Here is a 25,400-nt window from a genome sequence, read left to right as displayed (position 1 = left end):
AAAAATCGGAAGCCTAGAAACAGGCTTCCGATTATCTCTCAGCAGAAGGATCGGTCAACCGATCCTTATCTGATCTACATTGCGGTTTATGCCGAGGCTTTTTGTTTTTCAAAGTTCAAACTACCAGCGGTATGTAAGTGATACGCCCATATCTTCGCTCGTCACCCAAGGAACGAACTGAACATTTTCATCATAAGCGTCAGTGAACACGTATGCGGTCAAGGTTCCTAAAGCGGCACCAGCAAGTACATCGCGCCAATAGTGTTTCTTCGCCTCTACTCGACCAACACCAACTAAAGTCGCGACCCCATAAGCAGGTAAGCCCGCTTCCCAGCCATAACGTAAATAAAGGTTTGTCGCCGAAGCAAAAGCGTTAGCCGTATGGTTAGAAGGGAAACTGTCATTACCACTTTTGTCTGGGCGCTCCGCATCGATGGTCGTTTTACCAATCAAACCAATTCCTGACGCAGCGCCAATACTGAAACCGGCTTGCCAAAAACCTTCCCAGTCCCCTTTATATGCAGGTACTGCGGCAGCCGTTGCAACCAAACCATAAGCACCGATATCGGTAAGCACGTCCCAATCTTTTTCACTCATCGCGTTTGCTGATTGAGCGCCAAAAATAGAGACAACACCAACTAAACGTACAACTTTCTTCATTAATACAACCAATTAGAATTTATATGCGCGCGAAAACTACCACAGCCATCGCCATTGTTCGACTGGAAACTGTAACAATTAAAGCGTGAATTGATTGTGAAAAAAAAAGGTTCATCGCGGATAAGCGGGAACTGAAAACAAAAACGGCAGTAAGTGATAGAGTTTTATCGCCAAACAAAACCTACACAAACTACCGTTTTCATGTCGAATCATACTTTCCTATCTTCATTCTGGGAAGGCTTTCATATAGTAAAGTCTCATCAGACTCCATCATTAATAAAGCTCACTCTCAAACCTAACTCTATCGCTAGGTGTCCGTGCGGGCTTAAAGCTCAAGCCATACATGAGTATCAGTGGCGTAACGTGAAGGAAGCCACACTGCTAGGAGCTCCCGTTGAACTGTCCGTTCAAACCCGACGCATCAAGTGCAGCCACTGCGGCATTAAAACAGAACAACTATCTTGGTTAGAGCCTTATGCTCGTATCACTAACCGCCTACGAAGCTATATAGAACAGTTGTTACCTCTGCTACCTATTAAGCATATAGCCCAAGTGACAGGCGTTCATTGGCACACAATCAAAGAGATAGATAAGCGTCGGCTTCAACAAGTAGTACCGCAAGTTGAATGGGGTGAATTAAGGCAACTCGTCATGGACGAGTTCGCCATTTTTAAAGGACACCGCTATGCGACGGTCATTGCAGATGCGAAAAGTCATCAGGTTATCTGGATAGGGCTAGGTCGTAGCCGCAAGGATATTCGACCGTTCTTTGAACAATTAGGCGAGCACGGAAAAAATATCGAAGCAGTAGCAATGGATATGAATACGGCTTTTGACCTTGAAGTCCAAGAGCATTGCCCAAATGCCCGTGTCGTTTATGACTTGTTCCACGTTGTTGCTAAGTTCGGTCGTGAAGTGATGGATAGAGTCAGAGTCGACCAAGCCAATAAGCTAAAACAGGATAAAAAAGCAAGGCAATGGGTCAAGCGTTCGCGCTGGGTATTATTGAAAAATAAGGATAATTTAAATACACAACAGGAAAGCTACCTCACAGAAATATTGAATATGAATCAGGACTTGATGACAACCTACTTACTGGGTGCGCAATTAAAAGAGCTATGGCGTTGCGAGTCTGAACTTCAGGCTAAAAACTTATGGCAGGTATGGTTGGGGCAAGTGAATGAGAGTGGAATTAAGCCGCTAAAAGAGTTTGCTCGAAAGCTCCGCCCATATCTTCATGGGATTACTGCTTCGGCAAGCTACCCGCTGAATACCTGTACGCTTGAAGGGATAAATAACAAGATAAAGTTAATCAAGCGGATGGGATATGGTTATCGAGATACTGATTACTTCTTCTTAAAGATAAAAGCGGCTTTCCCCGGAAAGCCGCGATGAACCAAAAAAAAAGCCAACCACAAGAGATGTGATTGGCTGTATATACGTGTGAACAATTGGGTTCACTAACAACGTCAGTTGGCTAGGTGACCCTCGGCTTAAAAGGGTCGCTATAACTAAAGCATTAGGCATGCCAACTTTCTGACGCACTCAAACCGATTGTTATTTAACCATTTGCACTTAATTTGAACGAATAGTCACTCTTGCGAGATAAGATCATATGCATATTGCAAACAATCTTTTGCAAATGGCAAACAAGTTACATTGGCCATTAAGGTTTACGAGCAAGGTCTCGCGCTAAAATCAAAGCTAAGCCAAAAACTTGCAAAAACAGTCCAATGCTTTTGTACCATGCGATCTTTTCTTCCAAACTCGACATAACTTCAGTTACCTCAAGGTTTTCTAGGTAGTAACTGTCGATGCGGTTTCGATAGTTAGTTTGAGCTTGATTGATTTCAGACATAAGGTTGGGCAGTTGGGTGATCTCAATGGCGCTAACCTTTTCCCCCGTCCATGCAGAAAGGTGTCCTTGTAGGACTTGATTCATCTCTTCAGACACCGCTTCGCTTTGCGACAAATGGAGATGCAGTAGCAACACTTCTCGCTTTCTCTCAAGCGTTTCTACACTGTTCCACGCCAATTGAATGGAGTACAAGTTGTCGGCCTTTTGATCGGCCAACAAACTGGTTTCTTTTCCTAGTTTATCGAGCACCACGCTCGTCAGTACGATCGCCGCGATATTTAGCACCAATCCGATAAGAACCAGTAGCCACGCTGGCGGTAAGTAAGTCGCGTTTTTTACCATAAATTACCGTAAGGTAAGTAGATTAAGTTTAGCACCACTAAACCAATCATAGTAAAGAAGGTGAACTTCATCCCGGTCACGCGCCCTTTTAAGTCTTCACCTAATATTCCGCGCGCATGAATAATGCGTCCAATGACGAATGCAACACCAGCAAGATGAATCAGCCAAACTGATGCACCGTTGTATTCGACAAGTGCCATTAGAATCAGAGTAATAGGAATGTATTCACTTGCGTTGCTTTGGGCACTTCGGGCGATTTGAAGCGCTTCAACGCCGCCGTCAGCGTAGGCGATTTTGTTGCTTCGACGTTGTTTGATGACTTGAAAAGCGAGCCAGATGAGCAGTAAAGCGAGAATGGATGCGTAGAGAGCGGTGATCATAAATCTTCCTTCTTTAGATATTGCGATAGCATTCGAATAACGAAAACTAAGGGCTAACTATATATTAAATATAAGCTAGCCCTATGAATCTAAAGAAGGAATTGGCTAAATTGAGTGGTCAGCAAGCTTTTTTCTTTTTGATAGCTTAGCGATGCCCTCGAAGATCGTGAACAGAAGTCCCACCCAAATAAAGGCAAAAGTCACCGCTTTAACGCTGTCGAACATCTCACCAAAGAACACAACAGCCAGTACAAACTGCAAGCTTGGCTCAATGTACTGCATCAACCCCACCGTCGATAAATTGGTGATGCGAATCGCAATCGAATAGAAGATCAGCGGCAAAAGTGTCACAGGCGCACTACCCAAGTAGAGCATAAAAGTGGTCATATCCACGGTTGAGGCCAACTCGCCCACTGTGACTTGTTTTACGATTAAGTAAGCGAGTGCAATTGGCGTCAGCACTACCGCTTCGATAAACAGCGTCGTGCTCCAATCAAAGTTAATCTTCTTCTTAAACAGACCATAAAGCGAGAAGAATATCCCCATTGTCAGAGCGACCAGTGGTAATTGACCGTACTGGATAACTTGATATAACACGCCGATGGTCGCCAGAAGAATCGCAATGAACTGCCCTTTTGAAAGCTTATCGCCCAACACAAACACGCCGAGTGCAACGGAGATTAATGGGCCAATAAAGAAGCCCAAGCTCGCATCAATGACGCGGTTGTTCGTTAATGCCCAAGTGAATGCCCCCCAAGAAATACACATTAAGCTACCGGCAACAAACGTATACCAAAGCGATTTTTTATCCTGCCAGATCGCAGACCATTTTGGCATATGACGCGTGATCGCCAGAACGAGAACAAAACCTACAGGCACTGAACCAATAATACGCAGCGCAAGCAGTTCATCCATCGATGCGTTTGGTAAAAAGCGATAGTAAATTGGCAACAGTCCCCAAATGACGAAGGACAATGCAGCCATAAAGTTGCCGTAACGATTGCTGTTCATAACTAACTCGACAAATAAAAAGTGACGCGATTCTATAGAGCAAAGTGCTCTTGTAAAGCGAATTTGAAACGATGACTCAACTTTACAGTGCTAGGCCTTGAACCACGGCGGTAATTCCACTAACAAAACACAGCGTAAGTGCGCCAAAGCGAATCTTTTCTTTCGGCAATGACTGTGTCGTTTTGATTGCTAACCAATAACCAAATGCAGCAGCCGGTAGCAATGGCAACGTGATCACCAAATGATGAAGATTAAAGAAACCAACGGGTATCTGGACTATCAAAGAGATAATAGAGCTAAATACGAAGAATGCAGACAGGTTACCACGTAACTGATTCGCTTCTTGATGTTGCAATAGCAAAGCCATCGGTGGACCACCAATCGCAGAACTGGTACCAAACAGACCAGAGAAGAAGCCTGCGAACGTCATGCGTCCGGGAGTTGGTTCAATACGGAATGGGAGTACGCTTACTGCTACGGCAAACAGTACGAGAAAACCGATCCAAAGTGTGAGTGCTTCAGTGGAAACAAAGAACAACAGCGCCCCACCCGCTAGCGAGCCTGGCACACGACCAATCAAAGCCATTTTTAGGCCACCAATTTCAACACTGCTGCGGTGCTTCATTGCGTTCATTAATGAAATAAACAGAGCCACCAGACAGATTGGTGCAGGTACATATTCAGGTGCCCAAAGAATCAACAATGGCGCAGCCACAATAGCGAGGCCAAAACCAATGGCGGTTTGAACATAAGAGCCAAGGAAAATCAGTCCTATTGCAAGCAAATTAGTTGAATCGAAATCCATCGATATGATCTTATATTTTAATTAATTATTAGAGAGTTGATTGAATACACACCACCTATCAATACCTCACTCTCACCCCGCGTAGGATTCACCAAAGCCATTAAAAACACAATCAAAATGTTTCAATATCTGAGTTCTTAAGTCTCACATTTTGCGACTTACAAAATCAGTGGTGCCCTGTCATAACATTTATAAAACGAATGCTATCAAGAACAAAAATACAGAACTATAATCACACTCCATTTAGAGTGAATACACCAATAAAATTCACCAAAGATGAACTTTAGTAGTCTATAGAACCATAAAACACATAAACATTAGACTATCGTATCAACCTAACTTAAAGATGGTTTATGAAAAGAAAATCAGGTTTTACTTTAATTGAGCTTGTTGTTGTTATCGTAATTCTCGGCATCCTTGCTGTCACTGCCGCGCCACGCTTTTTAAACATTCAAGACGATGCTCGCGAAGCTCGTTTAGAAGGTATGAAAGGTGCAATCGCTTCAGGTCTAGGAATTGGATATGGGAAAATGGCGGTAGCAGGATTAGAGAACCGAAGCTACGTTTCGAACTTTGATAAAAACACCCCGCAGGCAGACTTACCCTTTGATGGCTGCGAGATTGGAGGCTCAAAGCGTTGTGTTTTTCTTTACGGCTATCCGGACGCAGATAGCGAGGCAATGCAATTACTAGTGCAAAACCTTAATGAAAACGGTTCAGACTGGAAAACAATTCACCACCCAGCAGGGTCAACTACTCGTGAAATGGTAATAGCAGCAGCTGACGATCCTCGGGCAAGCCTCACTCAATGTGGCATTCTATATGGCCCACCGGAGTCGGAAAATGAGAGCTACACCCTAAAAATACTCCCTTGTCCTGAATAAACAAAAGGCTGCCAATCGGCCTGTCTCTTATACACAAATCCCTAAGCTTGTAGCTTAGGGATTTTTTTTTGAACTCTTTCAAGTGTGTGCGATCTGATCACTTAAGAATCCTTACTGAAACACTAAGATGACACACTCAGACGCTAAACTTTGGGCGCAAGAACAATTTGGACAAGCACAACTTAAAGATCCTCGAAGAACACAACGCCTCATCAGTTTAGCGACTTCCATTGCTAATCAACCAGGAGTCTCCGTGGCTAAACTTCCTTTTTCTCCCGCCGATATGGAAGGCGCATATCGCTTTATCCGTAATGAAAACATCGATGCAAAAGACATCGCTGAAGCTGGCTTTCAATCAACCGTATCCCGAGCTAAAGAGCATGAAGAATTACTTGCGCTTGAAGATACAACAACGCTCAGTTTTCCTCATCGAAGTATAAAAGAAGAGCTCGGGCACACGAATCAAGGCAATAGAACCCGAGCTCTCCATGTACATTCGACGTTACTTTTTGCACCACAAAGTCAGACCATTGTTGGTCTTATAGAGCAACAACGATGGAGCCGAGATATTACTAAGCGTGGGCAAAAGCACCAACACGCGACTCGTCCTTACGAGGAGAAAGAGAGTTACAAATGGGAGCAAGCTTCTCGCCGTGTCGTTGAGCGCCTAGGGGATAAGATGTTAGATGTTATCTCGGTCTGTGACCGAGAAGCAGACCTATTCGAATACAACTTATAAACGTCAACATCAGCAGCGCTTTGTCGTTCGCTCAATGCAAAGTCGTTGTCTAGAAGAACACGCTCAAAAGCTTTACGACTATGCGCAAGCGTTACCAAGTGTCGAGACAAAGGAGCTTACCATCCCCCAAAAGGAGGGAGAAAAGCGAGAGATGTAAAGCTTGACGTTAAATATGGTCAGGTGACATTAAAGGCTCCGGCAAACAAAAAGAGCACGCAGGCATACCTGTTTATTATGTTGGTTGCCTTGAGCAAGGGGCATCAAAAGACAAGTTAGCATGGCACCTCTTGACGTCGGAGCCAATAAACAACGCTGAAGACGCCATGAGAATTATCGGTTATTACGAGCGTCGATGGCTGATTGAAGACTTCCATAAAGTCTGGAAAAGTGAAGGTACGGATGTGGAGTCACTAAGACTCCAAAGTAAAGGTAACTTAGAGAGGTTAAGTGTCATCTATGCCTTTGTTGCGACTCGTTTATTGGCGACGTTTCATTAAAGAAGTTGATGAGCTATCAACAGAAAGTTGTGAAAAGGCCTTGGGCACAAAAGCTTGGAAGCTGCTGTGGTTGAAACTAGAAAGCAAGACATTACCTAAAGAAGTACCCGATATGAGCTGGGCGTACAGAAATCTTGCTAAATTAGGCGGTTGGAAAGATACCAAGAGGACGGGCAGAGCTTCAATAAAGGCACTATGGGAAGGATGGTTTAAACTGCAAACCATCCTTGAAGGCTACGAGCTCGCAATGTCTCTTGATCACTAGACTTGTGATCAAGAGACAGGCCAATCGGCCTGTCTCTTATACACAAATCCCTAAGCTTGTAGCTTAGGGATTTTTTTTTGAACTCTTTCAAGTGTGTGCGATCTGATCACTTAAGAATCCTTACTGAAACACTAAGATGACACACTCAGACGCTAAACTTTGGGCGCAAGAACAATTTGGACAAGCACAACTTAAAGATCCTCGAAGAACACAACGCCTCATCAGTTTAGCGACTTCCATTGCTAATCAACCAGGAGTCTCCGTGGCTAAACTTCCTTTTTCTCCCGCCGATATGGAAGGGGCATATCGCTTTATCCGCAATGAAAACATCGATGCAAAAGACATCGCTGAAGCAGGTTTTCAATCAACGGTATCTCGAGCTAACGAGCATGAGGAATTACTCGCGCTTGAAGATACAACAACGCTCTGTTTTCCTCATCGAAGTATAAAAGATGAACTCGGGCACACGAATCAAGGCGACAGAATTCGAGCTCTCCATGTACATTCGACGTTACTTTTTGCACCACAAAGTCAGACCATTGTTGGTCTTATCGAGCAACAACGATGGAGCCGAGATATTACTAAGCGTGGGCAAAAGCACCAACACGCGACTCGTCCTTACGAGGAGAAAGAGAGTTACAAATGGGAGCAAGCTTCTCACCGTGTCGTTGAGCGCCTAGGGGATAAGATGTTAGATGTTATCTCGGTCTGTGACCGAGAAGCAGACCTATTCGAATACTTAACTTATAAACGTCAACATCAGCAGCGCTTTGTCGTTCGCTCAATGCAAAGTCGTTGTCTAGAAGAACACGCTCAAAAGCTTTACGACTATGCGCAAGCGTTACCAAGTGTCGAGACAAAGGAGCTTACCATCCCCCAAAAGGAGGGAGAAAAGCGAGAGATGTAAAGCTTGACGTTAAATATGGTCAGGTGACATTAAAGGCTCCGGCAAACAAAAAGAGCACGCAGGCATACCTGTTTATTATGTTGGTTGCCTTGAGCAAGGGGCATCAAAAGACAAGTTAGCATGGCACCTCTTGACGTCGGAGCCAATAAACAACGTTGAAGACGCCATGAGAATTATCGGTTATTACGAGCGTCGATGGCTGATTGAAGACTTCCATAAAGTCTGGAAAAGTGAAGGTACGGATGTGGAGTCACTAAGACTCCAAAGTAAAGGTAACTTAGAGAGGTTAAGTGTCATCTATGCCTTTGTTGCGACTCGTTTATTGGCGTTACGTTTCATTAAAGAAGTTGATGAGCTATCAACAGAAAGTTGTGAAAAGGCCTTGGGCACAAAAGCTTGGAAGCTGCTGTGGTTGAAACTAGAAAGCAAGACATTACCTAAAGAAGTACCCGATATGAGCTGGGCGTACAGAAATCTTGCTAAATTAGGCGGTTGGAAAGATACCAAGAGGACGGGCAGAGCTTCAATAAAGGCACTATGGGAAGGATGGTTTAAACTGCAAACCATCCTTGAAGGCTACGAGCTCGCAATGTCTCTTGATCACTAGACTTGTGATCAAGAGACAGGCTCTTGGAGGCTATCACAGCACAGCATACTATGACGGGTGTTTTTGACGTTGATTGAGTCATGCACATTCCTTGTTTATATCTCACTCATTAAGAAAGACATAACAAGGACTGTGCCAACTAAAGTTGAAGCGTTTTAACTAGAGGCGAGATGTTCTTTGAAGAAGCCTAGTGTACGTTCCCAAGCGAGTGCCGCTTCTTCTGGTGCGTAGCGTGCTGTTGAATCGTTATGGAAGCCATGGTTTACATTTTCATACATCAAGGCTTGGTATTGCGCGTCGGTCGCGATCAATTGCTGTTCATAAGCAGGCCAAGTGTCATTAACACGCTTATCGAGCCCTGCAAAGTGAATCATCAAGGGGCCTTTGACCTGCTTTTGAATTTCTTGCGCCGCTGGCGTTCCGTAGAAAGGCACACCAGCGTCTAACTCTTCTGGCATTACCGCCGCAAGCATATTGACAATGTAGCCACCGAAGCAGAACCCGACCGCCCCCAACTTACCGTTCCCATCCTCATGCTGTTTGATGAAATTAGCCGCCGCAATAAAATCTTGCTCTATCTTTGCTCTGTCCATCTCTTTCTGCATGGCGCGACCTTCATCATCGTTCCCCGGATAGCCACCAAGTGGATAAAGTGCGTCTGGAGCGAAAGCAATAAAGCCGTCTTTTGCAAGTCGTCTTGCGACATCTTTGATATAAGGGTTCAGACCTCGGTTTTCATGGATCACCAACACAGTCGGCGATTTTAAGGTCTTCTTCTGTGGCATCACCAAATAACCACGCCCTTCTCCATGCCCATTTGGAGATGGAAAGGTTTCGTAAGTTGCTTTGATTTCAGGATCATTAAAGGAAACTTGTTCTGCCAGTGCGTAATTCGGAGTTAAAGCATCGACAAGCGCTGTCATGCTAAAACCAAGCACCGCAAGGCCACCCAGCCTATTAATAAACTCACGGCGAGAGATCTTTCCGTGTGCATATTCATCGTACCAATCGAAAGCTTCTTGCGGAATGGGATGAGAAGCCTTTTTACTCGGAGTGGTATGCTTTAGAACCATTATCCATGTCCTCTGTGTCTTACCATAAACGGATTTCAAATTCTCAATCGAACATAAAAACCAAGGTGATTGAGGCTAGAACTGCAATTTCACCACTCTCATACGAAACAGACTGGCGAAATATATCATTGGTGAGCTAGGATCTTTTCCTTTCTACAAACAATAGATAATGGATTCAGATTCAACAACTTTGCGTCATTGGTTTTACATTAATTGACAGTAGTGCGTTATTGTTGGCCACAATAGGCTTGCCAGTAAGAGAAGGCACGTTCGAATGCTTTTTCTCTGTCGTGCATTTGTGCAAACAAGACCACTGTCATGGTAGCGAGAACCGTATTCGCCATTTGGTTCATGTCATCTTCTGACGTCCCAAATGGGCAGTTCGCAGGCATTGGCACCTCAGACAGCATTTGCTCCGTCCAGTAGTGCGATGTCACGCCAGTTGTTTGGCTTAGCCATACCGTTTGGCTTACTTTCGGATTGTATTCGGACTCACCCGATTGCCCTTTGAATGACACAACAGCGTGAGCGGTTTGACCAATCTCGTATTCGACTTCAGCATGAAGTTGTTGGAATCCAGGATGGAAGCTACCACGAATACCAACCGTTGCTTGCCCTGGATTCAATGCTCGGACCACAGTATTAATCGGCGTTCTAAGCCCATAACGATTCTTCCAACCGATCATGGTTTCTGCTTGAGGAGCAAACGCACTCAGCGGCAGATACACGATGTTTCGTGTGTCTAAGACACGTTTTGCGTCTTCGGCTGATTCCGCTTTCTTGATAGCAAACTTGTCGAGGTAATCTTCGGCATGCAAACGACCAGATTGACGGTCGTGATAGCCGTGCATCAGCACTTTATGACCATTATCGGCGAGGATCTTCGCTGCCAACAGGTGCCAAGGCTGACCTGCCGCTTCACGTTTGCCTGCATAACATGGCCAGTCAATGTCTGCACCAATAGCAGGCATGCGGGATTGGAATGCTTTCACAAAGCCAGCGATTTCTTGTTGAGTCTCGTTCTGTACACGGCTCAGCATCAATAACATCGCCATCTGATCGTCGTCGCACTCACCGTTTAGGTATTCATCCATAACTCGAAACGCTTGGTCAAAGTTCAGTGGTTTTCTACCACGTTCACCGCGACCGACTGTTCTAATACATTCCAAAATGCTGCTCATATTCCCTCGTATTCCGTCACTGACTGTACGGTTTCTATTAGTTGTTCGCGCAGTTTGACAACTTCTCCCATCACAATCAATGCTGGGCTCATGCCTTTAAGTGTAATCGATAAATCATTGAGCTGATTGAGTTGGGTAACGTGCACTTGTTGTTGAGGACTGCAACCATGAGTGATGATCGCGACTGGAAAATCTTCTCTCAAACCAGAGCCTATTAAACCCGTTTGTATTTGCGATGATTTTTCTAAACCCATATAGAAGACTAACGTTTGTCCGCTTTGCATCAGTTGGCTCCACGCTTCAAATGCGCCTGTTACCACTTGCCCCGTCACAAAGGTAACGCTACGAGCAACGCCACGATGAGTCAGCGGAATCAAGCTGTTTGCTGAACATCCAATCGCAGCGGTAATGCCGGGAATGACTTCGTAAGCGATAGAGTGTTTGACGAGTGCTAATGCCTCTTCACCTCCACGGCCAAATACAAAAGGATCTCCCCCTTTTAAGCGCACAACTCGCTTTCCTTGTTGAGCGAGCGATACCATCAAGTCACAGATTTCTTCCTGACCAATACTAGGTTGTCCGCATCGTTTGCCCACGTAAATCCAATCGGCTTGTGGCGAAGCCAACTCCAAAATATCTTTGTTAACCAAACGGTCGTACAACAGAACCTCTGCCGACATAATCGCTTTTACAGCCTTTACCGTTAACAAGTCAGGATCGTGCGGCCCTGCTCCAACTATCGAGACAAAACCTTTGTGGTTCGCGTCGAGGTCTATTGAATGGTCTTCTAAAAGTTGGTTCAGTTTGCTTGCTTGGTCATGCTTAGAAAAGTGAGACGAGCGTTCTTGATTCTGACTCGCTTGTCCTTTCTTAAACCAAGACTTTTGATAAGGCGCTTCCATGTGCTTATCCTCTTTATGACTTACTTTATTTGAATCGCCAGACTTTGCTGGTTCGCTTGCTGTTTGCCCTTTTGATGCTGATGGCTGTCGACCATTTGTTTGATTTGAGAGACGCACGAGCCACAGTTAGTGCCGCATTTGAGTTTGTTTTGAAGTTGAGTCAGTGACGTGCAGTCTTGTTTCTCCATCGCGTCATGTATTTGTTTATCAGTGACACGGAAACAACTACAAACCAGTTTGGCACTGCTTTGCGATTGAGTGATGGTAAGCAGTTGCGATAGCTCCATCGGTTTGCCAATCAAGCCGGTAAAGTTGGTGTTCTCGGTTTGAATCGGTTCACTAGACACCACCAAAACAGAGCGAATGATACGAACGTCTCCAACAAGGTCGTAATCCACCGCTAGCCAACCTTGGGCAATATCTATCGTAATTCTGCGGCTCTTTTCCGTTCGACAAAAACTCTGCTTCTTTGGTCGCTTATCGTGTGCAAAGCGCCAAATGCCCAAATTGCTTTCTGCTTGAAATGCGCTGTAGAGAAATTTGCCGGAATCAAACTGTGTACCGATGAACATACCGTAGGTTTTTACCGCTGCGTCTTGCACTTCAACATAAGACGACTTAAACGCAGGTTGACCAGAAATAGGGTCTTTCGCGCTGTTTACTATTGCGTTAACGCTGCTTTTTCCGCCATATCGACCTGCCCAGTGCATTGACATAAACAGCTCCTGAAAACCTAAACCGTCATCAATGGCAACTTTGGCATAAATACTGGTGTTTGAAGCAGGCTGGAACAGTTTGGCGAGTTGCCCTGCTTTTAAACGATTTTGAGTGGCGGAAAGTGTATTCATGTACACGGTTGGTTCTAACTCAGAGGCAGCAAGGTGTGCGATGTGCCCTGTTCGCGTCATGGTGTGCCATTGGTCACGTTGTCTGCCCGTATTGAGCCACCAGCCTTTTGTTCTCTCTAAACGCGTTGGAGATTCACTAGTCACGACAAAACGCGCTTTACCATCTAAGTGCGAATAGATTCCATCAGCAAAAGGACGCTCTCCTCCCCATTGGGTCGGCATCCACTCTTCGTATTCTTGCTCTGTTAAATTCGCGTAGTGAGACAGGTCTAACTTCAAAGGTGACTTCGCATTTATGCCCGTCATCGCTGCATATTCATTAAACACGGCTCGTTCAGAAGTAAACGCAAAGCCATTCTGCGCACTTTCCAAAGCACAAAATGCTTGTCCAACTTGACTGATCGCCCACCAATCTGATTTTGCTTCACCGGGAGGGTTTTGAAACTGACGTTGTCTTGAGATCCGACGCTCCGAGTTCGTCACCATGCCCTGCTTTTCTCCCCAACCAGCGGCGGGCAATAACAAGTCAGCGTAATGCGCCACATCCGAATCAGCAGTAATATCTGAAACAATCACAAACGGGCAAATCTCAAGTGCACGCTTTACCAGTTGGTTATCTGGCAAAGAAACAACAGGATTGGTTGCCATGATCCACAGAACTTTAATCTCACCACGCTCTACCGCCTCAAACAATTCAACAGCTTTAAATCCGGGCTTAGTGGCAATCTCTGGAGAGTCCCAAAATGTTTGCACTTGTTTGGTAGATTTAGCATCAAAAGTACGATGAACCGCTAATTGATTTGCCAACCCTCCGACTTCTCGCCCGCCCATCGCATTCGGCTGACCTGTAATAGAAAATGGCCCGCAACCTGACTTGGCAATTTTACCTGTCGCCAAGTGTGCATTAATAATGGCATTGCCTTTGTCGACACCATTTTCGGCTTGGTTAACCCCTTGGCAAAACAACGTGATTGCGGTTGGGCTTTGCGCAAACCATTGGAAGAATGTCGTGAGTTTTTCTTCTGAAATCCCAATGGAAGACGTTAGATTAGTGACATCGTAACGCAAGTCAGAAACTTCTTCTTTAAGTGTATCAAACCCGTCGGTATAGGAATTTATGTATTCAGAATCAATGCATTGCTGCTCAATAAGAAACTTAAGCAGCCCATTAAAAAGTGATACATCCCCATCGTTTTTAATCGGTAGATGCAAATCGGCTTGCTGTGCTGTGACCGTTTCACGAGGGTCAATGACCACCAACTTGAGGTTAGGATTGTTTTCTCTCGCTTGTTGAATACGTCGGAATAAAACAGGATGCGTCCAAGCGGTATTAGCACCGCAAATTATCAATAGCTCAGTCTTATCAATATCATCGTAATTGACGGGAACCACATCTTCACCAAATGCTCGTACATGAGCCGCAACCGCCGAAGACATACACAAACGGGAGTTCGTATCGATGTTTGCGCTGCCAACATAGCCTTTCATGAGTTTGTTGGCGACGTAATAGTCTTCCGTCAACAACTGGCCTGACACGTACATCGCGACGGAATCCGGTCCAAACTCTGCTTTCGCTTGATGAATCTTTTCTGCAATCAGATCCGTGGCTTGTTGCCATTGTACTTCTTGCCCTTGAGGTCGCTGCTTGGTGACAAGCTTTGGATACAGCAATCGCGAAGGCATATTCAAGCTCTCTGCCAACGCGACGCCCTTTACGCACAGTGATCCCGCATTTGCAGGATGACACGCATCCCCAACGATTCCTTTCGCATTGACCTCGACACCACATCCAACACCACAATAGGGACAAGTGGTTTTTTTGCATCCTTGCGACATTCCGCCCCCTGATTCTTTCCTTAGAATGACGAGCTACAAGCGAAAAAAAACCTCTCCCGAAACGAGAGAGGCTGCATTGCCTATAAAAGCTCAAAAAAGTAATACCCTATCCGCTTAACCGCCTGCTAAGGGAAAGCGGCGCATCGAGTTAACGATGAACGTAATCTAAATTGCAAACCCGATGCCAATTTATATTACACTAAATTTCAATAACTTAACAAAATCCGTTTTCGCTTTATCATTGGCAATGCACTGATTAGGTGCGAATGTGAATCACAGAAGTGCAAGATTAACGGGCTAGTGCCATGACCAGTCTCGGCTCTCCATCACCGAAATAATCTTCTTCTTTTTCCAGAACCTTAAAGCCTAACGAAGTGTACAACTTGTAAGCCGGCGCATTGTTTGGATCGACAGTTAACTTAATAACAGAACCGGAACTTGCTTTTGCGATCACATTCTCCACAAGCGAACGTGCAATCCCCTTTCCTCGATGCTGACTATCTACCGCAAGTGACAAGATCCAATGGGTGTTTTGTTCATAACTTTGTGCCATCAAAACATAGCCAGTGACTTGCTCGCCGTGTTTGGAAACCACCAATCCCTGTTGCCAGCAATCAAATGCTTGTCTGAAGAAGAATCTTGGATACGCATGATGCCCAAACAGCTTGTGTTCGAGCTCGTATAGTGCAACTAAATCTTGTTTTTCTGCTGAGGTGCTCTTCATTGTGGTCTCTTCTTTTTACGGCATGACGAACGAAATATAGTGGCGAAATGAGACGGAACCTAACGATTTCATGAACTTCTTTCGATTTTATTGATAGTCGTACCTCTAAATTGAAGTATTCTGCGCGACTTTCCATGAGAGCTCTTTCATATAAACGGAACGTCGTACCAGTTTTTATTTGATTGTTAGCGCTTTTTTGTTGAATAATCGCCGCTCTTATATACAAAAATAATAAAAATAATACGGGCGAACACCGTCCAACATGAGCAACAACGCTCATTTTGCTAGGCGAATCATCATGGAAATGAAGAACTCGCGTTTACGTCAGCGCTTCGATTTAGTTGTCAGAATTAGAGTGGATAATGTCGGTGTCTGGATTCGAACAAATCAGCCCTTTGCTCGATTATAAAAATAAAAAGTGGTGGCAGTTTTTAGGCATTCAAATCCTAATCTTTTGCGCAATACAAGTTAGCTATAGCCTCTCCAATTTCTATGTGATTGCGCAAGATCGCGTTCACGTACTCTCTTTTACGGCTGCTTTCGTTGTTACCGTAACGCTGCGATACAGTTGGCGAGTCCTCCCGACTATCGTGGCAGGACTGCTGTTTTACTATGGATTCTTTTCCAAGCGTCCATGGGAAATGACGGTGCTGTTTTCTGTGTTGCTCCCCGCACTGCCTTTGTTGTTTTGCCAATTGTATCGTGCAGCCTTAAAACGCGTTGCTGCGTACAACTTCACGGTTAAACTTGGCTACTACGCCGCGTTTATCGGAATACTCTATCCAATTGCAAACACCGCATTGCTCATGTTGATCAGTGTAATGCTAGGTGGATCCTCTGACTTTTCTTTCGAGTTTGTCGCTTACTCAGTGTTAAGCGCAATCCTGACTCAGATGGTACTTACCCCACTGCTAAGCCTTGGTCTTAGCTATGTACTTGATGGGGAAAACGCGCCTTACATAAAACTTGATCGTGCCATGATGGCGGCCTACTCCAACCCTTTGCATTATCGGCTGTGGCTGATGGTGTGTGCGCTGTTTTTAGTGGCCGGAATCTCGGCACAAAACCCGTTGACTCTGAATACGCTTAGCTTAATGCTGCTGTGTTTGGTCGGCATGGGGCTCGGAAAGTTTGGCTTGCTTCGTCCAATGCTGATTGGCGCTGCAACATTGCTCGTTTGTGTCGAGAACATCATCAGCCGCTACAACCTAGGTTTCATATCACGTGAACAAGTTTATGCGATGTTGCTGGTTTTGTTTGTACTGACCATGCTCACTTTTATGCTTGGTGCTCATACAATAAAGAACTATGTCACAACACGTAATGCGATTCGAAAAGAACGCATCGATAGCTTCACGGGGTTATACAATCTCGCCCAACTAAAAGAAGATGTCGCAACGCAAACTCATGCGACATTGATCTACATTGACCTTGAACCCACCCTTTCTAAGCTCAACGGTCTCGGGCACCAAGGCCGCGCGCAACTTATGAAACAGTTAAGCCAATATTTGGCTGCCAATACCGAGCATTTAAAACGCGCTTATCTGCCACCTTTTGCCAGTGGTTTACTCTGTTTTGCCCCAAAACTACCTAAGATGGAAAGCGAGTTATCCAAACTGATTGGGCTTTTAGATCGATTCTATTTTTACTTCGACGACAGCGCGGTAAGCCTTGTAAAGCGTACCATCCAGTGTGCTTCCATCTATGGAAACCACAATCTTGATCCTTTGATCTCCAAACTGTGCGAGCAACAAGGTCGCGACACCGCATGCGTGAACTGGGTAACACACAATCAAGAAGAAAATAAGACACTTAACCAATTGAGCTTCATCCAACAGTGCTTTCGCGAAAACGAGTTTGAGCTCTATTGTCAGCCGTATCGAGCGCTATCGGATAACACTCAAAATGCCCACTTTGAGATTTTGCTGCGCCTTAAACCTAAGCAGGGGGAGCTTATGTCTCCGGCCGAGTTTTTCCCTTTGATCAACGAGTTCGGTTTAGAAAGAGAGCTAGATAAATGGGTAATCGAAAACACTTTCAAAGCGCTAAAAAACCATATTGAAGATTGGAACTCGATCGGGCGGTGTGCCATCAATCTGACCGCCAAAGCGCTGAATTCACAGGGTTTAGCGGAAGACATTCAAACCGAAGCGAATCTACACCAGATCCCAATGAACAAACTGTGTTTTGAAATCACTGAGTCGGATGCACTTCGTAATGAACCAATTGCAATTCAAAACTTAAACAGACTTCGAGAAGCAGGTTCCACCATCGCGCTGGATGATTTTGGCACCGGTTATGCGAGCTTCGATTATTTGCGTCGCCTTCCCCTTGACGTGTTGAAAGTGGACGGTTCATTCGTGAAAAACATTGTCGACAGTGAAAATGATCGAATCATCGTCCAAGCCATCAGCCAAGTCGCCTGCAGCATGCAGTTGGTTACGGTTGCCGAGTTTGTCGAGTCAGAAGATCATATCGATACACTGAAAGCGCTAAATATCCAGTTTGCTCAAGGGTTTGGGGTCGCAAGACCACTGCCGCTTTCGGACCACCTTACAATGTTATCGAACAAAGCTTAACCACGACATCTAAAACCATAAAAACAGAAAATTTCGCGATATAGTTTCAATCCACACATATCAAACTGGAACTATATATCGCTTTTTTCAAATTTTCATGGTTCGATAGTTTACTGCCCTGCCTTTTCACTAGCACGATTCACCACTTGCCCAATGTGATAACAATCACTAAAACATATAACATCCGCGCGATTATTATTTTTATAAAGGCGAGTTTTAAGTGAAAGAATCTCGAGATACGTTAAATTTTAGTGAATTAAACACAACAAATACTTGGACAAAACACGATACTCATTGGGTATTAAGCTTGTTTGGTACTGCCGTAGGTGCTGGCATTCTGTTCTTACCAATAAACCTTGGTATTGGTGGTTTCTGGCCGCTGGTTGTCATGGCGATTCTTGCATACCCAATGACTTACCTAGCGCACCGTGGCCTCGCTCGTTTCGTACTGTCATCAAAGATCAAAAACGCAGACTTTACCGATGTTGTAGAAGAACACTTTGGCGCGAAAGCGGGCCGTTCCATTTCGCTGCTGTATTTTCTTTCTATCTTCCCGATTCTTCTTATCTATGGTGTAGGTATTACCAACACCGTTGACAGCTTCATGGTCAACCAAGCGGGTATGGAGCCATTACCGCGTGCCCTACTGTCTGGCGTATTGGTGTTTAGCTTAATTGCTATCATGATGGCGGGTGAAAAGGTGATGCTACGTGCGTTTGCCATCATGGTTTACCCATTGGTTGCGATTCTGGCGTTTCTTTCATTTTATCTAATGCCAAACTGGAGCATGCCAGTGATGGATGCACCAGAAATGTCGTCTTTCGCAAGCACAATGTGGTTGGCGATTCCCGTGGTGATCTTCTCGTTCAGCCACGCGGCAGCAATCTCTAGCTTTGCAAATGTACAGCGTCGTCATTATGGAGAAGGTGCGGACGTAAAATCGGAGCTTATCTTGCGCCGTACAAGCGTCATGCTGATCGCATTTGTTCTTCTGTTTGTGTTTTCTTGTGTCTTGGCGCTTTCTCCAGAACAACTGGCAGAAGCAAAGTCACAGAACGTCTCTGTGCTTTCTTACTTAGCTAACGCAACGGACAACCCATTTATCGCAACACTTGGTCCGCTTGTGGCATTTGTCGCGATCACCTCTTCTTTCCTTGGCCACTTTTTGGGCGCACGTGAAAGTCTAAATGGTTTGATCACTAAGCATTCAGATATGCCGAAACGCCGTGTTGATCACATTAGTGTTGTGGTGCTATTCGTGTCTATTTGGATTGCGGCAATCATGAACCCAAGCATTTTGGGGATGATGGAGGCACTGTCTGGCCCGGTTATCGCGATGATCTTGTTCATTATGCCGATGTTGTCGGTATACAAAGTGAAAGCGCTGCACAAATATCGTGGAAAAGTATCGACATACTTTGTACTGATGACGGGTATTGTTGCAGTAAGTGCGTTGGTTTTTAGCTTGTTGAGTTAAGAAAAGAGACTTAGATGGGATTTTCAGGGGAATACCTTATTTTTTATTAAGGTAATTCCCTGAATTTTGCTACAGTTTTCTAATCAGTAGTAGAGAGTAATTCTCTCATTACATGAAAGTGAAAACACCCACGATCATTAGCACTGACGCGATGCAAGTGCGGCCGATAATACCGAAGTGGGAAGGTTGAATCATTTCGTTGTGCATAGGCAATCTCCTTTTTTGTTAGAACAGCCAATTTTTCATGGCTTAATAACACTATGTCTAAAAACACCTTTTTTCACAACACATACCAGTATTAAATATTTATGACAGTCTGATGAAATTTTAGAGATCGAACGATTTTTTAAGACTCATTTCCCTCTTATCGCTACTCCTTTTCAGTTCTTTCTATACTTTATAGTTGTGATTTCAAACCCCCAGCCCTAAATCAAAGGCATAAAACACCTTATCTAACTGCTACACTCAAATGTACGTCGTTTTTAAAACGTTTTATCTCTGAAATGCCTATTATTATTGACTTGGTCAATAGTAATTTCCTAAGAGAAAACTATTAAATCTATGGGTAATCGCCGTTAAGAAATGATAAACTTATCAAGTGTTTCAATCATAAGAGTCAGCTTTTCTATCAACAGTCTGATGCTTTTACCGTTAAAAACGCTGCGATATTTATTTCCTGTCGTGCTGAGTGTGATGTTGTGCTCACCACATAGCTTCGCTTCTGACGCTCCAAAAAAGGAAAGCTATCTAAAGCGACAAATTGCTGCTGCAGATTATCCGATGTTGAAGTTTTACTTTGACTCCATCGGCAAACCCCGCTCAATCAAGTCTGGTGAATTATCGCTGCCTGCAAACGCCTCGCCAGAAGCGCAAGCTTTATATTACTTCGCGCGCATCTACCTAGAGCGTTACGAAGGTGTTCCCCTACCTAAGCTCCCAGACCTTGTGGAATTTGGACATGACCACGACTTACCTTGGGTGGTTGCTGAAGCCAAATTAAATAAAGCGGTTGATTTAGTCGAAGCGGATGACGTTTGGCAAGGTGAATTGCTCTTGCACGATGTGATTAATATCTCCCGTGAAATTGGCTACGACTCACTCCAAGGTCGAGCATATCGATGGTTAGGTAATGCAGAGGTGCAACGAGCTCAGGTTCAAACCGGATTAAGCCACTACCGTACCGCCTACGACCTTCTCGAAAATTCTGAGTTTGAAATTCAGACTGCGATGACACTCAACAACATCGCCTCTCTGTATATGGAGCTTTCGGACTGGAAACGAGCAAAAACCTATCTTGATCAAGCGATTGATACCTACCTAAGCAGTAAGTACAAATATGACAACAGCTTGTTCCTTGCCATTATGTATGCAAACCAAAGTGTGGTTTATTTTGGTATGGAACAATACCAAGAGTCAGAACGCTACTTTCAAAGAGCGGCAAAGCTCTCTATGGAGACGGGGTCGGTTCGAATCAAACACAACTCGGTGTCTAACCTTTCTCAGTTACTAAGTACCCTAGGTAAAATGGATGAGTCGCTTCAGTTAGCTCAAGCATGTCTCGATTTACCAAACCCGCAGAAGCACAAAGGCATTAAGGCTTCTTGTTATGAAGCGTTTGCTGAAGCTTATTTGATTGATGAACAATACGAGAAAGCGATCGATAACGCTAAGCTAGCACTAGACAATTTGAGTCAGACATCCAGCGTTGAAACAAAGCAGAAAATGGATTTGTTGCTGGTGCTAGTCCGAGCCCATCAAGAGCTAAAAAGATTTGAAGCTGCCTTTGATTACCTCGGGCAGCTGCGTAGTTTGGAGCGAAACTTCTCTAGTCATGTTCATGGCGAAGAGATGATCAACATTAAGCTCGACTTAGAAGCGAAACTGGCACAGAAAGAACTGACATTGCTTGAAGCCAAAAACGCCTTACAAGCATCGGAGTTAGAATCTCAACGCTATCGAGAGATATTCTACTTCTGTGTGGTCGCTGCAATTGGTTTTTGGCTCTTCCGTTACATTCGCCAAATGAACAAGATCAATGAAGAGTTAACACAACAAAACACAACAGACCCATTGACGAAGATCCACAACCGACGCTATCTGCCGAATTGGTTAGATAACATGGCGAAACACAGCCCGGGCCGTAAGTTTGCCTTGGCCGTGATTGATATTGACCACTTTAAAACGTTCAACGACCAATACGGGCATGACTTGGGTGACAAGATGCTGACTCATGTCGCGCGTATCCTTGATGAAGCCACTCGCTCTGGAGACTTATTGGTACGCTGGGGTGGTGAAGAATTCGTCTTATTATTTGAAATCCGCCACGCCGACGACTGCGCAAAAACCTTAGACCGTTTGAGACTTGCAGTTGAAAACAACAACCTAGAGGTTGACTCAGACTCTCTAGGCGCGACAATCTCTCTCGGCGCGGTTAACGAGTTAAGCGCGCAATCCATCAGACAAGAGTGGGATCAATGGTTTTTCGCTGCTGACCAAGCTCTGTATGATGCCAAACAAGCTGGACGAAACCAGTTCAAAATTCACTCGACGTCATAGAAAGCACAATGAAGAAAACATGGATTATTGCTGCCCTATCGCCATTCATTTTGGCCGCATGCAGCAATCAACAAGCCGCACAATTGGGAATGAGAAGCAGCAGTGTGAATGTATACGCTCAGCAGATGAGCAACATACAGCTATGTGAAACCCTGTATTACAATCGAGCATCCAACCAAACTCGTGTTGCCATTGGCGCTGAGTTTAATCGCAGAGGCTTAAACAAACGTTGGTGCGATCAAGAATACAAGAAGTTCTATGTAGAAAAAGTGGTTGACGGGTTGCTGTCTCGTAAAGAACAAGCCCCTACAGAACCTGAGCCAACCATACAACCTGCCATATAAATCACCCCATTCCATAAAAAGCAGGAAATTACTCTAATTTTCCTGCTTTTTAAACACGCAATCTTTTCTCCAAATATCTAGAATCTTCCGTGACTTCAAGCATTTAACGTCAAGATAATGTCGTGCGTCGAAAAACAAAAGTAAATAAGATGTAAACAGTTTTCGTCTCCATTCTTACCCGCTAGCTTTGTTTAGACCTGTTTAAAGGAGTATCGAACAGGGACAAAAATTCCAAACAAAGACATGAGGTCACAAATGGAAACACGCATTAATCGCCTATTCGCTGCGATGTTAGCAGTAGGCATTTCACCTGCCGTCTCGGCTTATGATCCGCTCTACTCTGAGCAATGGCACCTAGATAACACAGGCCAAACTGCATTTGCAGCTAACCCTGCTGTTGCGGGTAACGACTTAAACACCAAACTGACACAAGCAATGGGTATTGCGGGTGTAGGCGTAAAAGTTGCAGTCATTGACTCTGGTGTACAGATCGACCACCCAGACCTTGCGGGTAACGTAGTCACAGGTAGCAGAAACTTCGTTGAAGATTCACCATTCCCAGCCGATTACCCAGTAGACGCAAATGGCCACGGTACTGCTGTTGCAGGCCTAATCAGTGCGGTTGGTAACAACGGTGAAGGTGTTCGCGGCGTTGCTTCTCGCTCGTCTCTAATGGGCTTTAACTGGCTTGCTAACCAAACTCTTGAAGGTTGGTTGATTTCACACGGTGCAGACGCGTCCACTAGCGATGTCCGCGTATTCAACCAAAGCTATGGCTTTAGCCCTATCACACCGATTCCTTTCGATGAGAACGACCCACAGTTCAAACTTGAAATGGATGTGATGAAGGACGTCAGCGAAAGCAATGCTTGGGGCCGAGGTGCGGTCTTCGTGAAGTCTGCAGGTAATGGATACCGCTACTTCAACACTGGTCGTTTCTTTGTGCTTCCAAGCGATTTCTTCGCAGGCGGCGGTAACCAAGGGCTACCAATGCACAACTCGGCACAATCTTACGATAACTCAAGTTATTACAACCTAGTCACTAGTGCGCTTCGTGCCGACGGTACGCGTGCAAGTTATTCTTCCGTTGGTGCTAACGTTTGGGTTGCTGCACCAGCAGGTGAATATGGTCAAGATTTCCCAGCTATGGTCACAACCGACTTGATGGGCTGTGAAGAAGGGCAAAACACCAGCGCTGATCTTGGTATTAACGGCCTACACGGTGGTACAGAGCAAGATCCGAGCTGTAATTACACCAGTACGATGAATGGTACCTCTTCTGCTGCGCCAAACACTTCAGGTGCGATTGCGGCAATTATGTCGACAAACCATGCGCTAACCGCTCGTGATGTGCGTGCGCTGCTCGCAGAAACCGCAAGCGTGACTGACAAAGATCACCCTGGCGTTCAGCTTGAGTTCGTAAACAACCAAGGTGAACTGGTGAGCTACGAAGCAATTTCACCATGGCAGAAAAACGCAGCGGGCGTCGACTTCCACACCTTCTATGGCTTTGGTGCGGTTAACCTTGATGAAGCTATGAAACGTGCTCGCATGACAAACAATGTTCTGCCTGCACAAATCATTACTCCATGGGCAAGCAATGCGACAGAAGTCAGCGTGCCAGATGCAAGCTTGGTTGGCGGCTCTTCAGCTATCGCAGTGACCGATGACATTACGGTTGAATCGGTACAGGTGAAACTCACACTTGAGCACTCGCGTCTGCCTGATTTGGCAATCGAACTGATTTCTCCATCAGGCACACGTTCTGTTCTACAAACGCCGCGTAACGGCCTTGTTGGTCAATCGCTCGATCCAAACGTGACAGGCTATGAGAATCAACTTCTGCTTTCTAACCAGTTCTACGGTGAGGACGCAAAAGGCGAATGGACGCTACGCGCTATCGATACAAACGGTGATGAAGTGTTCTCATTCATTGCATATTTCAACTCTTCAGCTATCTATGATGTACCGATGGCAAACAACGCAAAACCTGGTGTTATTAAAAACTGGTCTATGCGTATCTTCGGTCACTAAGGAGTCATTCACATGAAATTTATGACATTTTCTATTCTGGCTCTTTCGACTATGGCAACCGCTGTCCATGCAGAGCAACAACTAGCAGAACAACCTGCGCCTGAGCTGTTTGTAGCATCAGATGCCGTCGAGATTAACGGCCAAGATTACCGCAAACTTTCTGTCGATAACCTTTCAGAAGCGGCAGAACTGCATGCAGGCGATGAAGTGTTTAAGAACGCGTTTAGCAACGTATCGAAAGCCACCGGCCTGATTTTCGTTACCGTGAAAAATCCAGCGGATGCGAAAGCCGTGGCTAAAGAACTCAAGCTTGACGTTGTATTTGCACAAGGTGAGTCTGCAGTATTCAAAGCGTCTGAAGGCCAAGACCTGCTTGGTATCAGCGATTACTTGAATGCTGACAGTCGCGTAAAAGCGTCTAAAATTGAACTTAACAGCGGTAAATTCCGTGCACAATAATTCTCTAGCAAAGAGAAGTTGGCTCTGAGCACTATGACGTAACACTTGAGTTAACGTTATAGAGCGATAAAAATAATGCCTCAGCAATTGCTGAGGCATTTTTTGTTTAGTTCATTTTCACTTTGAAGTGTCACATCAGACGTAAGTATCAACGTGGTTCATTTTATTAATGATCTTTTGACCATCAATGCGACGCACAACCGCCCCATCCTCATTCTTGATTACCATCGTTGGTTTTCCAGTTTGGGTGCTCAATTCTGCACTCACATCAATTCGATTCGCTTTAAACGCCAGATTCATATAACGACTGGCGTTTTTCAAATCGAGCTGACTACTGGTTACATAAGGGTTTGCTTTATTCTCTATACGCATCACATCAAAGATTCCGCACTGCATGTTGCACAAAAACTAAGCTATGCTAATTCGCTCTAT

The 25,400-nt window shown here is 44.9% G+C and carries 19 protein-coding genes and 2 pseudogenes; 10 read left to right on the top strand and 11 right to left on the bottom strand.

Features of this window, described 5'->3' with window-relative positions; all coding sequences use genetic code 11:
* Positions 1–120: 120 nt before the first annotated feature.
* Positions 121–660: a phosphatase PAP2 family protein gene (locus KJB05_RS22480; protein ID WP_208446542.1), complete on the bottom strand. Its 540-nt coding sequence runs from the start codon at positions 658–660 to the stop codon at positions 121–123.
* A 201-nt stretch (positions 661–861) separates the two neighbouring features.
* On the opposite strand from KJB05_RS22480, the gene KJB05_RS22475 reads away from it, so the two are divergent.
* Positions 862–2,055 carry an ISL3 family transposase gene (locus tag KJB05_RS22475; protein ID WP_213053129.1) on the top strand — a complete coding sequence of 398 codons (1,194 nt, stop codon included), beginning with the start codon at positions 862–864 and terminating at the stop codon, positions 2,053–2,055.
* A gap of 271 nt (positions 2,056–2,326) precedes the next feature.
* On the opposite strand, the gene KJB05_RS22470 is transcribed toward KJB05_RS22475, so the two are convergent.
* From KJB05_RS22470 to KJB05_RS22455, 4 genes are all read right to left on the bottom strand, one after another.
* On the bottom strand, positions 2,327–2,860 hold the full coding sequence (locus KJB05_RS22470; protein ID WP_039985857.1) for a hypothetical protein: 534 nt from the start codon (positions 2,858–2,860) through the stop codon (positions 2,327–2,329).
* Entirely contained in the window at positions 2,854–3,240 is a 387-nt protein-coding gene (locus KJB05_RS22465) for an MAPEG family protein (RefSeq protein WP_009705272.1), read from the bottom strand. The genes KJB05_RS22470 and KJB05_RS22465 overlap by 7 nt, the downstream gene beginning before the upstream one ends.
* 105 nt (positions 3,241–3,345) lie before the next feature.
* Positions 3,346–4,251 carry an EamA family transporter RarD gene (gene rarD, locus KJB05_RS22460; RefSeq protein ID WP_208446486.1) on the bottom strand — a complete coding sequence of 302 codons (906 nt, stop codon included), beginning with the start codon at positions 4,249–4,251 and terminating at the stop codon, positions 3,346–3,348.
* A gap of 82 nt (positions 4,252–4,333) precedes the next feature.
* Positions 4,334–5,056, bottom strand: coding sequence for a sulfite exporter TauE/SafE family protein (locus tag KJB05_RS22455; RefSeq protein WP_208446485.1), 723 nt, complete (start codon positions 5,054–5,056; stop codon positions 4,334–4,336).
* Positions 5,057–5,409: 353 nt separating this feature from the next.
* On the opposite strand from KJB05_RS22455, the gene KJB05_RS22450 reads away from it, so the two are divergent.
* The 3 genes and pseudogenes from KJB05_RS22450 to KJB05_RS22440 all read left to right on the top strand — a co-directional run bounded on the left by KJB05_RS22450 (position 5,410) and on the right by KJB05_RS22440 (position 8,955).
* A complete protein-coding gene (locus KJB05_RS22450) occupies positions 5,410–5,940 on the top strand; it encodes a type II secretion system protein (RefSeq protein WP_208446484.1) in 531 nt (176 codons plus the stop codon).
* 127 nt (positions 5,941–6,067) lie between these two features.
* Positions 6,068–7,441: pseudogene (locus KJB05_RS22445) on the top strand (IS4 family transposase).
* A gap of 136 nt (positions 7,442–7,577) precedes the next feature.
* Positions 7,578–8,955 (top strand): annotated as a pseudogene (locus tag KJB05_RS22440) (IS4 family transposase).
* A gap of 155 nt (positions 8,956–9,110) precedes the next feature.
* Here KJB05_RS22440 and KJB05_RS22435 read toward each other — a convergent pair.
* The 5 genes from KJB05_RS22435 to KJB05_RS22415 form a co-directional block, all read right to left on the bottom strand.
* Positions 9,111–10,028, bottom strand: a complete 918-nt coding sequence (locus KJB05_RS22435; protein ID WP_208445758.1) for a dienelactone hydrolase family protein — start codon at positions 10,026–10,028, stop codon at positions 9,111–9,113.
* Positions 10,029–10,255: 227 nt separating this feature from the next.
* Positions 10,256–11,209: a glycosyl transferase family protein gene (locus KJB05_RS22430; protein WP_208445759.1), complete on the bottom strand. Its 954-nt coding sequence runs from the start codon at positions 11,207–11,209 to the stop codon at positions 10,256–10,258.
* Positions 11,206–12,111, bottom strand: a complete 906-nt coding sequence (gene cobA / locus KJB05_RS22425) for a uroporphyrinogen-III C-methyltransferase (protein ID WP_208445760.1) — start codon at positions 12,109–12,111, stop codon at positions 11,206–11,208. The genes KJB05_RS22430 and cobA overlap by 4 nt, the downstream gene beginning before the upstream one ends.
* Before the next feature lie 20 nt (positions 12,112–12,131).
* Entirely contained in the window at positions 12,132–14,795 is a 2,664-nt protein-coding gene (locus KJB05_RS22420) for a nitrate reductase (protein WP_208445761.1), read from the bottom strand.
* A 289-nt stretch (positions 14,796–15,084) separates the two neighbouring features.
* Positions 15,085–15,519 (bottom strand): N-acetyltransferase, encoded by a 435-nt coding sequence (locus KJB05_RS22415; RefSeq protein WP_208445762.1) that lies wholly within the window; start codon positions 15,517–15,519, stop codon positions 15,085–15,087.
* 362 nt (positions 15,520–15,881) lie between these two features.
* Between KJB05_RS22415 and KJB05_RS22410 the strand changes: the two genes are divergently transcribed.
* The 6 genes from KJB05_RS22410 to KJB05_RS22385 all read left to right on the top strand — a co-directional run bounded on the left by KJB05_RS22410 (position 15,882) and on the right by KJB05_RS22385 (position 24,968).
* The gene (locus tag KJB05_RS22410) at positions 15,882–18,098 is read left to right on the top strand and encodes an EAL domain-containing protein (protein WP_208445763.1); all 2,217 of its coding nucleotides are present in this window, start codon (positions 15,882–15,884) and stop codon (positions 18,096–18,098) included.
* Positions 18,099–18,318: 220 nt separating this feature from the next.
* Positions 18,319–19,575 (top strand): aromatic amino acid transport family protein, encoded by a 1,257-nt coding sequence (locus KJB05_RS22405; protein ID WP_005439281.1) that lies wholly within the window; start codon positions 18,319–18,321, stop codon positions 19,573–19,575.
* Between the two features lie 780 nt (positions 19,576–20,355).
* Positions 20,356–22,131, top strand: coding sequence for a diguanylate cyclase (locus KJB05_RS22400; RefSeq protein WP_244142952.1), 1,776 nt, complete (start codon positions 20,356–20,358; stop codon positions 22,129–22,131).
* Between the two features lie 8 nt (positions 22,132–22,139).
* A complete protein-coding gene (locus KJB05_RS22395; RefSeq protein WP_005439286.1) occupies positions 22,140–22,475 on the top strand; it encodes a hypothetical protein in 336 nt (111 codons plus the stop codon).
* A gap of 255 nt (positions 22,476–22,730) precedes the next feature.
* Positions 22,731–24,509 carry a S8 family peptidase gene (locus KJB05_RS22390; protein WP_045417780.1) on the top strand — a complete coding sequence of 593 codons (1,779 nt, stop codon included), beginning with the start codon at positions 22,731–22,733 and terminating at the stop codon, positions 24,507–24,509.
* Positions 24,510–24,521: 12 nt separating this feature from the next.
* The gene (locus KJB05_RS22385; protein WP_009704608.1) at positions 24,522–24,968 is read left to right on the top strand and encodes a hypothetical protein; all 447 of its coding nucleotides are present in this window, start codon (positions 24,522–24,524) and stop codon (positions 24,966–24,968) included.
* A 135-nt stretch (positions 24,969–25,103) separates the two neighbouring features.
* Here KJB05_RS22385 and KJB05_RS22380 read toward each other — a convergent pair whose 3' ends face one another.
* A complete protein-coding gene (locus tag KJB05_RS22380) occupies positions 25,104–25,340 on the bottom strand; it encodes a hypothetical protein (RefSeq protein WP_227739881.1) in 237 nt (78 codons plus the stop codon).
* Between the last annotated feature and the right edge of the window lie 60 nt (positions 25,341–25,400).

Origin of the sequence: Vibrio sp. B1ASS3, assembly GCF_905175355.1 — a bacterium.
GTDB lineage: Bacteria > Pseudomonadota > Gammaproteobacteria > Enterobacterales > Vibrionaceae > Vibrio > Vibrio owensii.
The sequence above is the reverse complement of the archived record's forward strand: the minus strand, read 5'-3'. Positions and strand labels throughout refer to the sequence as shown.

What these genes read in the sequence shown, in the direction of transcription:
- KJB05_RS22400 (WP_244142952.1), top strand. Translation starts at nt 20,356, where the DNA reads ATGTTGAAGTTTTACTTTGACTCCATCGGCAAACCCCGCTCAATCAAG.
- KJB05_RS22420 (WP_208445761.1), bottom strand. Translation starts at nt 14,795, where the DNA reads ATGTCGCAAGGATGCAAAAAAACCACTTGTCCCTATTGTGGTGTTGGA.
- KJB05_RS22415 (WP_208445762.1), bottom strand. Translation starts at nt 15,519, where the DNA reads ATGAAGAGCACCTCAGCAGAAAAACAAGATTTAGTTGCACTATACGAG.
- KJB05_RS22435 (WP_208445758.1), bottom strand. Translation starts at nt 10,028, where the DNA reads ATGGTTCTAAAGCATACCACTCCGAGTAAAAAGGCTTCTCATCCCATT.
- KJB05_RS22385 (WP_009704608.1), top strand. Translation starts at nt 24,522, where the DNA reads ATGAAATTTATGACATTTTCTATTCTGGCTCTTTCGACTATGGCAACC.
- KJB05_RS22395 (WP_005439286.1), top strand. Translation starts at nt 22,140, where the DNA reads ATGAAGAAAACATGGATTATTGCTGCCCTATCGCCATTCATTTTGGCC.
- KJB05_RS22480 (WP_208446542.1), bottom strand. Translation starts at nt 660, where the DNA reads ATGAAGAAAGTTGTACGTTTAGTTGGTGTTGTCTCTATTTTTGGCGCT.
- KJB05_RS22410 (WP_208445763.1), top strand. Translation starts at nt 15,882, where the DNA reads ATGTCGGTGTCTGGATTCGAACAAATCAGCCCTTTGCTCGATTATAAA.
- KJB05_RS22450 (WP_208446484.1), top strand. Translation starts at nt 5,410, where the DNA reads ATGAAAAGAAAATCAGGTTTTACTTTAATTGAGCTTGTTGTTGTTATC.
- KJB05_RS22470 (WP_039985857.1), bottom strand. Translation starts at nt 2,860, where the DNA reads ATGGTAAAAAACGCGACTTACTTACCGCCAGCGTGGCTACTGGTTCTT.
- KJB05_RS22475 (WP_213053129.1), top strand. Translation starts at nt 862, where the DNA reads ATGTCGAATCATACTTTCCTATCTTCATTCTGGGAAGGCTTTCATATA.
- KJB05_RS22465 (WP_009705272.1), bottom strand. Translation starts at nt 3,240, where the DNA reads ATGATCACCGCTCTCTACGCATCCATTCTCGCTTTACTGCTCATCTGG.
- KJB05_RS22455 (WP_208446485.1), bottom strand. Translation starts at nt 5,056, where the DNA reads ATGGATTTCGATTCAACTAATTTGCTTGCAATAGGACTGATTTTCCTT.
- KJB05_RS22380 (WP_227739881.1), bottom strand. Translation starts at nt 25,340, where the DNA reads ATGCGTATAGAGAATAAAGCAAACCCTTATGTAACCAGTAGTCAGCTC.
- KJB05_RS22390 (WP_045417780.1), top strand. Translation starts at nt 22,731, where the DNA reads ATGGAAACACGCATTAATCGCCTATTCGCTGCGATGTTAGCAGTAGGC.
- cobA (WP_208445760.1), bottom strand. Translation starts at nt 12,111, where the DNA reads ATGGAAGCGCCTTATCAAAAGTCTTGGTTTAAGAAAGGACAAGCGAGT.
- rarD (WP_208446486.1), bottom strand. Translation starts at nt 4,251, where the DNA reads ATGAACAGCAATCGTTACGGCAACTTTATGGCTGCATTGTCCTTCGTC.
- KJB05_RS22430 (WP_208445759.1), bottom strand. Translation starts at nt 11,209, where the DNA reads ATGAGCAGCATTTTGGAATGTATTAGAACAGTCGGTCGCGGTGAACGT.